11 protein-coding genes are annotated in these 10,329 nt (G+C 60.4%); 1 reads left to right on the top strand and 10 read right to left on the bottom strand.

Features of this window, described 5'->3' with window-relative positions:
• Positions 1-924 precede the first annotated feature (924 nt).
• From tsf to mce, 10 genes are all read right to left on the bottom strand, one after another.
• A complete protein-coding gene (tsf, locus tag ACMQ11_RS08640; protein WP_418992362.1) occupies positions 925-1,755 on the bottom strand; it encodes a translation elongation factor Ts in 831 nt (276 codons plus the stop codon).
• A gap of 48 nt (positions 1,756-1,803) precedes the next feature.
• Positions 1,804-2,724, bottom strand: a complete 921-nt coding sequence (gene rpsB / locus ACMQ11_RS08635) for a 30S ribosomal protein S2 (protein ID WP_418992361.1) — start codon at positions 2,722-2,724, stop codon at positions 1,804-1,806.
• Between the two features lie 219 nt (positions 2,725-2,943).
• Positions 2,944-3,330 carry a 30S ribosomal protein S9 gene (gene rpsI, locus ACMQ11_RS08630; protein ID WP_302580652.1) on the bottom strand — a complete coding sequence of 129 codons (387 nt, stop codon included), beginning with the start codon at positions 3,328-3,330 and terminating at the stop codon, positions 2,944-2,946.
• Between the two features lie 5 nt (positions 3,331-3,335).
• Entirely contained in the window at positions 3,336-3,791 is a 456-nt protein-coding gene (rplM, locus tag ACMQ11_RS08625; RefSeq protein ID WP_418992360.1) for a 50S ribosomal protein L13, read from the bottom strand.
• Positions 3,792-4,089: 298 nt separating this feature from the next.
• Positions 4,090-5,241 carry an energy transducer TonB gene (locus ACMQ11_RS08620; protein WP_418992359.1) on the bottom strand — a complete coding sequence of 384 codons (1,152 nt, stop codon included), beginning with the start codon at positions 5,239-5,241 and terminating at the stop codon, positions 4,090-4,092.
• Between the two features lie 226 nt (positions 5,242-5,467).
• Positions 5,468-6,679, bottom strand: coding sequence for a sodium ion-translocating decarboxylase subunit beta (locus tag ACMQ11_RS08615; RefSeq protein WP_418992358.1), 1,212 nt, complete (start codon positions 6,677-6,679; stop codon positions 5,468-5,470).
• Between the two features lie 5 nt (positions 6,680-6,684).
• Positions 6,685-7,146 carry a biotin/lipoyl-containing protein gene (locus tag ACMQ11_RS08610; protein WP_418992357.1) on the bottom strand — a complete coding sequence of 154 codons (462 nt, stop codon included), beginning with the start codon at positions 7,144-7,146 and terminating at the stop codon, positions 6,685-6,687.
• A 13-nt stretch (positions 7,147-7,159) separates the two neighbouring features.
• Positions 7,160-7,504: an OadG family transporter subunit gene (locus ACMQ11_RS08605; protein ID WP_418992356.1), complete on the bottom strand. Its 345-nt coding sequence runs from the start codon at positions 7,502-7,504 to the stop codon at positions 7,160-7,162.
• A 10-nt stretch (positions 7,505-7,514) separates the two neighbouring features.
• The gene (locus ACMQ11_RS08600; RefSeq protein WP_418992355.1) at positions 7,515-9,080 is read right to left on the bottom strand and encodes an acyl-CoA carboxylase subunit beta; all 1,566 of its coding nucleotides are present in this window, start codon (positions 9,078-9,080) and stop codon (positions 7,515-7,517) included.
• A 64-nt stretch (positions 9,081-9,144) separates the two neighbouring features.
• Positions 9,145-9,555: a methylmalonyl-CoA epimerase gene (gene mce, locus ACMQ11_RS08595; RefSeq protein WP_418992354.1), complete on the bottom strand. Its 411-nt coding sequence runs from the start codon at positions 9,553-9,555 to the stop codon at positions 9,145-9,147.
• 23 nt (positions 9,556-9,578) lie between these two features.
• On the opposite strand from mce, the gene ACMQ11_RS08590 reads away from it, so the two are divergent.
• Positions 9,579-9,932: a hypothetical protein gene (locus ACMQ11_RS08590; protein WP_418992353.1), complete on the top strand. Its 354-nt coding sequence runs from the start codon at positions 9,579-9,581 to the stop codon at positions 9,930-9,932.
• Positions 9,933-10,329: the final 397 nt, after the last annotated feature.

Raw genomic sequence — 10,329 nt, 5'->3', positions numbered from 1 at the left:
GTGAAAGGTGAAAGGTGAAAGGTGAAAGGTGAAAAGTGAAAGGTGAAAAGTGTTTTCGATCCCCGAGCTCTGTCGAGGGGTTGCAGGCAAGGAAAAGGTGAAAGGTACTTTCGGGTCCGAGCAAAATCAAGCCGCCAAAGGCGGGTTAAAGGTGAAAGGTTTTTCTCGATCCTCAGCAACGTCGAGGGGCAATCCCAGAGCCTGATGAGGGGTCGCCGATCGATTCTTGTCATTCCGAGCGGATGCGAGGAATCTTCCGCTTATTTTCCTATAAGGTAAATCCCTCGTCGCTGACGCTCCGTCGGGATGACGTAAATCACCTTTCACCACGTCTGCGGTCCGCAGCCAGCGGCGGGCGTAAGATGCCCGTTTTGCGAGCGGCAGATGGTTCGGATACTTTCGAGCCGGTTCCGCGCTCCCCGGACCTGAGAGGTCCCTTTTATGGGCGGCAGGCGGTTCGGCGGTTCGGGCGGTTCGGGCGGTTCGACGCTCCCTGTTTTGCAGACGACAGGCGGTTCTGTCGTTTTGTACCGTTCCGCGCTCCCCGGAGGTTAGTCTGCGGAAGATTCCTCGCATTCGCTCGGAATGACATTTCACCTTTCACCTTTCACTTTTCACCTTGTTTGCACTCCTCCGCCCGGGGTGGCTGCGGACTGCCGTTTCCGGCCGTTGGCCGGAAACGAATCCCAACACGAACGCCGCCGCCAGAGGGGTGAAAACAACTACCGATCCCCGAACAGCGTCGAGGGGTCGCAAGCCAAAACAAACAGCGGAAGATTCCTCGCATCCGTTCGGAATGACAGGAATCGATCGGCGACCCCTCGACAGAACTCGGGGATCGAATTACGCTCCGCTCCTCCCCACAACGAAAAAGCCGGAACGCGTTTGAAACGCGTTCCGGCTTTACTATGCGAATGCGATAAGTTACTCGCCCAGCGCAAAGCGCTTGTAGGCGATCACCGTGGCGTCCTTGTCGGCCTTGCGGATATACTCGGCGATGGTCTCTTTCTCGCCTACCACCGGCTGGTTGAGAAGCGTGTTCTCCTCGAAGAACTTGCGCATCTTGCCCTCGGCGATCTTTTCGAGGATGGCTTCGGGTTTGTTGGCGTTCTTTGGGTCCTGCTTCATGGCCTCGACGGCGATCTTGCGCTCGTGCTCGATCACCTCGGCGGGGCAGTCGGCCTCCGAGATCGAGACGGGAGCCATGGCCGTCGCCTGCATGGCAACGGTGTGGGCCACCTCGGCGGGAACCTCGCGGTTGAAGCCCAGGATCACGCCCAGCTTCTTGTTGAAATGCACATAGGCTGCGCAGTAGGGAGCTTCGATGCGGGCGTAGTAAGCCAGCTCGATCTTCTCGCCCGTCTGGCCCGATTTCTCGGTCACCATCTCCTCGACGGTGCGGCCCTCGGCGTTCTTCACGGCCAGGAGGGCATCGCGGTCGGCGGCGTCGGCCCGAACGGCAATGTCGAGCATGGCCTGGACCGAAGCGGCGTACTCCGCATTCTGAGCCACGAAATCGGTCTCGCAGGCCAGGCAGAGAATGTAAGCCTTCTGACCGACGATGCGGGTCATGACCACACCCTCGGTAGCCGTACGATCGGCACGCTTGGCCACGACCAGCTTGCCTTTCTCGCGGATAATGTCCTGAGCCCGGTCGTAATCGCCTTCGGCCTCGATGAGGGCTTTCTTGCAGTCCATCATGCCGGCACCGGTCATCTTGCGGAGCTTCATTACATCAGCAGCTTTGATTTCCATATTCTTTCTGTTTTTTGTCGTTATTATTCTGGAAGAGGTGTTGTGCAATTACTCTGCCTGGGCAGCAGCGGCGGGAGCGGTCTCGTCGACCACGACCTCGGCCACAACCTCCGAAGCCGGCTCCTCGAACGGAGTTTCGACAGCGGCGACGACCTCTTTCACGGCAGCCTCCTCGGCATCGACCGAAGCCCTCACGGCTTTCTTGATGCGGGGTTTGCCCTCCTTGCGGGGAGCGGCGTCGGCCGAAGCCTCGCCCTCCTGGGCCTCTTTCTCCTTTTCGAGCTTGCGCTCCTCGGTGCCCTCGGCGACGGCGGCGCACATGGCGTCCAGGACGACGGCGATCGACTTGGTGGCATCGTCATTTGCAGGGATAACGTAATCAATGTCGGTCGGATCACAACAAGTGTCTACCATTGCAAATACGGGGATGCTCAGTCGTTTGGCCTCGCGGACGGCGTTGGCCTCTTTCTGCACGTCGACGACGAACAGGGCGGCCGGCAGGCGCGTCAGGTCGGCGATCGAGCCGAGGTTCTTCTCCAGTTTGGCGCGCTGACGCGAAATCTGGAGTTTCTCGCGCTTGGAGAAATTGTCGAACGTGCCGTCGGTGGTCATCTTGTCGATGGTGGCCATTTTCTTGACGGCTTTACGTATGGTGGGGAAGTTTGTCAGCATACCGCCGGCCCAACGTTCGGTGACGTAAGGCATTCCGACGGCTGCCACCTTTTCGGCAACGATCTCCTTGGCTTGTTTCTTGGTGGCTACGAACAGCACGCGGCGACCGCTCTTGGCGATCTGCTTGATGGCTGCGGCGGCCTCATCGATCTTCATCACGGTCTTGTGCAGGTCGATGATGTGGATGCCGTTCTTCTCCATGAAGATGTAGGGAGCCATTTTGGGGTTCCACTTACGCTTCAGGTGCCCGAAATGGGCGCCGGCCTCCAGTAATGTATTAAAATCGGTACGTGACATTTTAATTCAATGTGTTTAAATTTCAATCCTCTTTTCTTCAACTTTCCGGGTAGCGGATCGTCCGGTCCCGAAAAGTTTTCCGCGGCGCGGCAACTCGGTGGTAGAACCACAATTAAAAATTAAGAATTATAAAATGAAAAATTCCCAATATAATATAAGGTAAATCCTCCGGGTTTGAAAACCGACGCCGTGCTTGCCGAAAATCCGGTCGCGGGCGAATTAACGCTTGCTGAACTGGAACTTGCGACGTGCTCCGGGCTGTCCGGGCTTCTTACGCTCAACCTCGCGGGGATCGCGCGTGAGGAATCCGGCCTTTTTGAGGGCGGGACGCATCTCGGCGTCGATCTCGCACAGTGCGCGTGCGATTCCCAGACGAGCGGCCGAAGCCTGTCCCGTGATACCGCCGCCATCGAGGTTGATGGCGATGTCGTAGTTCTCCACGGTGTTGGTAGCCAGCAGGGGCTGCTTGACCTGATACTGGAGAATTTCGAGCGGGAAATAGACTTCGAGTGCCTTGCGGTTGATTGTAATCTGACCCTTACCCGGCTTCACGTATACGCGAGCCACAGCTGCCTTGCGGCGACCTACGGTGTTTACAACTTCCATAACTCTTACTTAATCTCGTTTAATTTGACGGTCTTGGGGTTCTGTCCGGCGTGCGGATGCTCCGCGCCGGCATACACCTTGAGGTTGGCGAGCAGCCGGTCGCCCAGACGGGTCTTGGGCAGCATGCCCTTGACGGCTTTTTCGATGATGAACGTCGGCTTTTTGGCCAGGTAGTCGGCCGGGGTAGCGAAGCGCTGACCGCCGGGATAACCCGTGTGCCGCGTGTAGACCTTGTCGGTCATTTTGTTGCCCGTGAGCTTCACCTTTTCCGCGTTGATGACGATGACATAGTCACCGCAATCGACGTGGGGCGTGTAGCTGGGCTTGTTCTTGCCGCGCAGGATTTTGGCCACCTGCGATGCAAGACGTCCCAATACCTCGTTCGTCGCGTCGATCACCACCCACTCCTTGGTGACGGTCGCAGCGTTGGCCGAGATAGTCTTGTAGCTTAATGAATCCACTGTTTTACGTTTAATTTAACTTGTTTGTAATCCGTTCCCCGCACTTTACGGGTGCGCAAAGGTACGAAAAGTTTTCCACAACCAAAAACAAATGAAACGAAAAGTGCAAAAAACACCCCCGGAAAGCAAGGCTTATCCTTTGCGGCCTTGGTCAGGCCCGGGGGACCGCCTCTCGACTGTCGCTCGGGGATCGAAAACGTTTCCTGCAACAGATTCGCACCCGCCCCTCCCCCGAGCAGCGTCGAGGGGTCGCAGGCCCATTCGGAAATATGCTCGAACTGTTGCGGCCGGTCGGTCCTCAGAAACGGCGGACCGGGGATTTCCGTCCGTAGGCATCGACGCCCGTCGAACGCGCGGGGCGGGAGCGGGCAGCACGAAAATCGACCGGCAGGGTGTATTTCACGCGCACGATGCGACCATACTGACTCCCGGGCGTCCACGCCGGGGAGCTCCCCAGCGCGCGGATGACCTCCTGCGTGAAAGCGGCATGCGGCGACCGCAAAACCTCGATATGCGAAACAGTCCCGTCTTTTTCCACGATGAAAGAGACGACGACCCGCCCCGAAGCTCCGGCCCGGAGCGCTTCGGCGGGGTATTTCACCTCCCGATGGACCCACTGACGGAACGTATCGAGGTCGCCGCCCTGGAACGAGGGCATCTGCTCGACAAGCAGATAAGGTCCCTGCTGCGCTGACTCAGCCCGCGCCTCGGGGCCGAACGGCACCTCGAGCTGAACCCGGAACCGCACCGCCTCGCCCAACGCAACCGCAGGCGACCAGGCGGGCATATCCCGCAGCGCTTCCTTGATCGATTTATCGAGGCGGTCCTCTTCTCCGCCCATGATTTTCGTTTCGCTCACCGAACCGTCTTTCTCCACCACGAGCCGCACCACACGGCACTGCAACGCGTCGTCCGCCGCGGGATCGGCCGCCAGCACGCGCGCACGCACCCACTCCACCATATCCCCGGCGACGCATGCCGGCAGCGTGTCGGCACGGGTATAGATCGACACATCCTCGGCCCGCAGCAGCGGATCGGCCCCCGCGGCCGCCACGTTGTGCAGGCGCATGTCGAAACTCAGACGCATCTCGGCATCCGCGGCTTTGCCCCCGCGAACGGCGGGCTTCCAGTCGGGCGAACGTCCGATCAGTTTCATCACCTGCCGCCCCACCGCGTCGTGGCTCGTGCGGATCAGCCCCGCCTCGCTGATTTTGCCCTTGCGCGAGACACGCATCGAGACCTGCACCATCACCGGATCGCCCGGATCGAACTCCGAGACCGGGAACGTCAGCCGCCCGAGCACCCAGCGGCGGAAACCGGCCAGGCCGCCGTCGGGGAATTGCGGCTGCAAGCGGGCGGAATCGCATTCGTCGCTGACGAACCATTCGGCCCTTGCGGGCTGCGCGGCCATGAACCAGACCAGGCAGCAGAGAAAAGAGATGCGAAACATAAGCAAGCATTTAGGTAGTGCAATATAGCAAAATAAAACCATTTCTGCCATATTCGGGACAAAATAAAGGACCCGGGCGAAAACCCGGGTCCGAGAGAGGATTGAAGAGGCGCCGTAACTTTGCGACCCCTCGACTGCGCTCGGGGATCGTGGACGGATGATCTGCCCTGGTCATCGAGCATAGTCGAGATGCCGCATGGCAGGCGCCGTTGCGACTTTGCGGCTCCTACCCCAGGAACGAGAGCAGGATACCCGCGGCGACGGCCGAGCCGACCACGCCGGCCACGTTGGGACCCATGGCGTGCATCAAGAGGTAGTTCGACGGATCGGCCTTGACACCCTCGGTCTGCGACACGCGAGCGGCCATCGGGACGGCCGAGACGCCTGCCGAGCCGATCAGCGGGTTGATCCGGTTCTCCTCCTTGACGAAGAGGTTCATCAGCTTGGCCAGCAGCAAACCGCCCGCCGTACCCATCGCAAAGGCGACGACGCCCAGCACGAGGATACCCAGCGTGCGGAAATTGAGGAACGCCTCGGCCGTGGCCGTGGCACCCACCGTGAGACCCAGGAAGATCACCACGATGTTCATCAATTCGTTCTGCACGGTCTTCGACAGGCGGTCCACCACCCCGCACTCTTTCATCAGGTTGCCCAGCATCAGGCAGCCGATCAGCGGCGCTGCGCTCGGCAGCAGCAGCGAGATGATGACGGCGATGATGATCGGGAAGAGGATGCGTTCGAGTTTCGAGACCGGGCGCAGCGTCCGCATCTTGATGGCGCGCTCCTTTTTGGTGGTCAGCGCCCGCATGATGGGGGGCTGGATCACCGGCACGAGCGCCATGTAGGAGTAGGCGGCCACGGCGATCGGACCCAGCAGTTCGGGGGCCAGGAACGAGGTGAGGTAGATGGCCGTCGGGCCGTCGGCCCCGCCGATGATGCCGATCGAACCGGCCTGCGCGGGCTCGAATCCCAGGGCGTAGGCCCCGAGGAACGTGGCGAAAATGCCGATCTGGGCGGCGGCGCCCAACAGGAAACTCTTGGGGTTGGCGATCAGCGGTCCGAAATCGGTCATGGCGCCCACGCCGATGAAGATCAGACACGGATAGATACCCAGCTTGACACCCAGGTAGAGGTAGTCCAACAGGCCGCCCCGGGCCACGAAGATGTCCCAGTGGACATGCCCCCCGGCGAACAGCTCGGTGTGAAAGAGGTTCGCCCCCGGGAGGTTCGTAAGCAGCATGCCGAACGCGATGGTGAAGAGCAGCAGCGGTTCGAACTTGTGCCGGATAGCCAGGTAGAGCAGGAAAAACGCCACGCAGATCATCACCACGCTCCCCCAGCCCATCGCGGAGAAGAATCCCGCGATGCCCGTGGAGTCGATGAATTTCAGCAGGCTGTCTCCCACGAAATCGGAAGATGAGGTCAGCAGTTTCGACATGGGTCCTATTCGATGATTACGAGGTTATCGCCCTCCATGACCGTGGCGCCCTGCTGCACGAAGATCTCCTTGACGACACCCGAGCGGTCGGCGTCGATGTTGTTCTCCATCTTCATGGCTTCGAGCACCAGGAGCGTCTGACCCGTGGAGACCTTGTCGCCCACGGCCACTTTCACGCCCAGCACCGTGCCCGGCAGCGGGCACTTGACGGCGTAGCCCGACGTGGGAGCCGCCGGAGCGATCCGGGGCGAGGGAGCCGCCGTGACGGGGGTGATCTTGGCGCTGTCGGCCTCGCGGGGTGCGGGGGCCACCTGCGGCTTGGAGGCGGCGACGCCCTTGTCGCCCGCGATCTCCACCTCGTAGGGCGTGCCGTTGACCGTAACGTGCGCGACGGTCGAGTTTTCATTCACGTCGTCGATCCGCACGTCGTAATTCTGTCCGTTGATTTTCAGTGAGTAATCTTTCATTGTATGCAAATGCTTATTTTCTGTCGGGCAACTGGGTTAGGCCGTGGATCTTGGAGTTCCACGGCGAATAGGCGCGCTTGATGCTCATGATCGTCAGCACCTCCGATTCGCGGTCGTGCATCTCCCCGCGGTAGAGCCTGAGGGCCGTGGCGATGGCGGCGATCTCCTCCTCGTGGAGCTGCGCGGGAACGATGGTGCCGGGCTTGTCGGCGACCGGCTGGCGGCGCGTGAAGACGTAGCCGAAGAGCTTCATCACGAAAACCAGCAGCACCAGCACGAAGAACACCAGGCAGATGCTGATGAGCGCCACCCACAGCATCTCGGACCAGCTCCAATCGATTACCGATAATAGTCTCATAGCTTAGGGGTTAGAGAGGAATATTGGAGTGTTTCTTGGCCGGATTCTGCAAACGCTTGGTCGAGAGCGATTGCAGGGCGCGGATGATGCGGAAGCGCGTGTTGCGCGGCTCGATCACATCGTCGATGTAGCCGTAGCGGGCGGCGTTGTAGGGGTTGGAGAACTTGTCGTTGTACTCTTTCTCCTTTTCGGCGATGAATGCGGCGCGCTCGGCGGGCTTCTCGGCCAGCTCCTTGAGCTCCTTGCCGTAGAGCACCTCGACGGCGCCGCTGGCGCCCATCACGGCGATCTCGGCCGTGGGCCATGCGTAGTTGATGTCGCCGCGGATGTGCTTCGACGACATGACGATGTAGGCGCCGCCGTAGGCCTTGCGCAGCGTGACGGTCACTTTCGGAACCGTGGCCTCGCAGTAGGCGAACAGCAGCTTGGCGCCGTGGGTGATGACCCCGCCGTACTCCTGCGTGGTGCCCGGCAGGAAGCCCGGCACGTCGACGAGCGTCACGATCGGCAGGTTGAACGCATCGCAGAAGCGCACGAAGCGCGCGGCCTTGCGGCTGGCGTTGATGTCCAGGACGCCGGCCATGAACTTGGGCTGGTTGGCGATGATGCCCACCGACTGGCCGTTGAAGCGGGCGAAGCAGGTGATGATGTTCTTGGCGTAGCCGGCGGCCGATTCGAGGTAGTCGCCGTTGTCGACGATGGCGCGGATGACCTCGGCCATGTCGTAGGGCTTGTTGGCGCTGTCGGGGATGATGTCGTTCAGCGAGTCCTCCAGGCGGGTGATGCTGTCGGTGCAGACAGCCAGCGGAGCATCCTCCATGTTGTTCTGGGGCATGAACGAGATGAGCTTCCGGATCAGGGCGATACCCTCCTCCTCGGTGTCGACGGCGAACTGCGCCACGCCCGACTTGGTGGTGTGCATCACGGCGCCGCCCAGCTGCTCCTGCGTCACGTCTTCGCCGGTGACGGTCTTGACGACCTTGGGACCCGTGAGGAACATGTTGGAGGTCTCCTTTTTCATGATGATGAAATCGGTCAGCGCGGGCGAGTAGACCGCACCGCCGGCGCAGGGGCCGAAGATGGCCGAAATCTGCGGAATGACGCCCGACGACATGACGTTGCGCTGGAAGATGTTGGCATAGCCGGCCAGGGCGTTGACGCCCTCCTGGATGCGGGCGCCGCCCGAGTCGTTCATGCCGATGCACGGAGCGCCGTTGCGCAGGGCCATGTCCATGACCTTGCAGATCTTGTCCGACATGGAGAGCGACAGGGAGCCCGCCGTGACGGTGAAATCCTGTGCGAAGACGTAGACCAGCCGGCCGCCGATGGTGCCGTAGCCCGTGACCACGCCGTCGCCGAACGCATGGCTGCGGTCCATGCCGAAATCGTAGCAGCGGTGCGTGACGAACATGTCGAACTCCTCGAAGCTGCCCTCGTCCAGCAGCATCTGGATGCGTTCGCGGGCCGTGTATTTCCCTTTGGCGTGCTGTGCGTCGATGCGCTTCTGCCCGCCGCCCAGACGCGCGGTTTCGCGGTTGTCGATCAGTTTGTTGATCTTCTCCTGAATTTGGCTCATAATCTCGTTTTTGGAAGCGAACCGCTCCGCTGCGGCTTCGGGCCGCACGGGCGTTCGCGTTTTGCTATTTATTCTTGTTCTCGCACAGTTCGGTGAGGATGCCCTGCGTGGATTTGGGGTGGAGGAAAGCGATGGTCATGCCCTCGGCGCCCTTGCGCGGGGTCTTGTCTATGAGGCGGATGCCCTGCGCCTCGGCGTCGGTAAGCTGCTCCTCGATATTTTCGCACGCCAGGGCCATGTGGTGGATGCCCACGCCGCGGTTCTCGATGTACTTGGCGATGGTCGACTCCTCGCTGGTCGGCTCCAGCAGTTCGATCTTGGTCTGACCGAGCATGAAGAACGCCGTGCGGACTTTCTGATCGGCCACCTCCTCGATGGCGTAACATTTCAGCCCCAGCACGTTTTCCCAGTAGGGGATGGCTTCATCCAGGCTCTTCACTGCGACGCCGAGATGCTCGATATGAGATACTTTCATGACAAAAAATGAGTTTAAGTTAGATGAATATTTCGATTCGTTTATTCCGCTGTTATTTTGCGAACACAAAGATAGGCCATTCTTCGGGAATAGCAAAATTCGGCGGACATTTTTTTGAGGCGAAAGGGCAAAGGGGAAAAGTTAAAGGTGAAAAGTTAAAGGTGAAAGGTGAAAAGTGGGTAGACCCCTCGTCGCTGACGCTCCGTCGGGATGACGTAAATCACCTTTTACCTCGTCTGCGGTTCGCAGCCAGCGGCGGGCGTAAAACGCCCGTTTTGCGGGCGGCAGCTGGTCCGAGGCGCTTTCGAGCCGTTTCCGCGCTTCCCGCAGGTTCGGCAGGTATGTCGGGAGCGGTTCGCAGCCAGCGGCGGGCATAAGACGCCCGTTTTGAGGGCGGCAGCTGGTCCGAGGCGCTTTCGAGCCGTTTCCGCGCTTCCTGCAGGTTCGGCAGGTATGTCGGGAGCGGTTCGCAGCCAGCGGAGGTCTGCTCGAAGCCGAAGAGCTGAGTGCAGTCCTCCGCCCGGGGTGGCTGCGGACTGCCGCCGCCAGAGGCGGCGAGGAACAAGGCAATAAGCGCAATACGCTCCTTTGTTGGACTGCCGCCGGGCAGGGGCGAGGACAAGTTAATGCGTGCTCAGTTGCGGACTGCCGCCGCCGAGGGCAGAGAATTCTTTGCTCAGCCCGGCAACCACTCGACAAACTCAGGGATCGAAAAAACCTTTCACCTTTCACTTTTCACCTTGTTTACGGCGGCTTGACTTTGCTCACGCTCGG

It is taken from the genome of Alistipes sp. (assembly GCF_048465575.1).
Lineage (GTDB): Bacteria > Bacteroidota > Bacteroidia > Bacteroidales > Rikenellaceae > Alistipes.
Note: the sequence above shows the minus strand (reverse complement) of the source record. Positions and strands in the feature narration are given on the sequence as shown.

Excerpts from the sequence above, each read along its gene's own strand:
- ACMQ11_RS08620 (WP_418992359.1), bottom strand. The coding sequence starts at position 5,241 with ATGTTTCGCATCTCTTTTCTCTGCTGCCTGGTCTGGTTCATGGCCGCG.
- ACMQ11_RS08610 (WP_418992357.1), bottom strand. The coding sequence starts at position 7,146 with ATGAAAGATTACTCACTGAAAATCAACGGACAGAATTACGACGTGCGG.
- ACMQ11_RS08600 (WP_418992355.1), bottom strand. The coding sequence starts at position 9,080 with ATGAGCCAAATTCAGGAGAAGATCAACAAACTGATCGACAACCGCGAA.
- mce (WP_418992354.1), bottom strand. The coding sequence starts at position 9,555 with ATGAAAGTATCTCATATCGAGCATCTCGGCGTCGCAGTGAAGAGCCTG.
- ACMQ11_RS08605 (WP_418992356.1), bottom strand. The coding sequence starts at position 7,504 with ATGAGACTATTATCGGTAATCGATTGGAGCTGGTCCGAGATGCTGTGG.
- rpsB (WP_418992361.1), bottom strand. The coding sequence starts at position 2,724 with ATGTCACGTACCGATTTTAATACATTACTGGAGGCCGGCGCCCATTTC.
- rpsI (WP_302580652.1), bottom strand. The coding sequence starts at position 3,330 with ATGGAAGTTGTAAACACCGTAGGTCGCCGCAAGGCAGCTGTGGCTCGC.
- tsf (WP_418992362.1), bottom strand. The coding sequence starts at position 1,755 with ATGGAAATCAAAGCTGCTGATGTAATGAAGCTCCGCAAGATGACCGGT.
- ACMQ11_RS08615 (WP_418992358.1), bottom strand. The coding sequence starts at position 6,679 with ATGTCGAAACTGCTGACCTCATCTTCCGATTTCGTGGGAGACAGCCTG.
- ACMQ11_RS08590 (WP_418992353.1), top strand. The coding sequence starts at position 9,579 with ATGAATATTTCGATTCGTTTATTCCGCTGTTATTTTGCGAACACAAAG.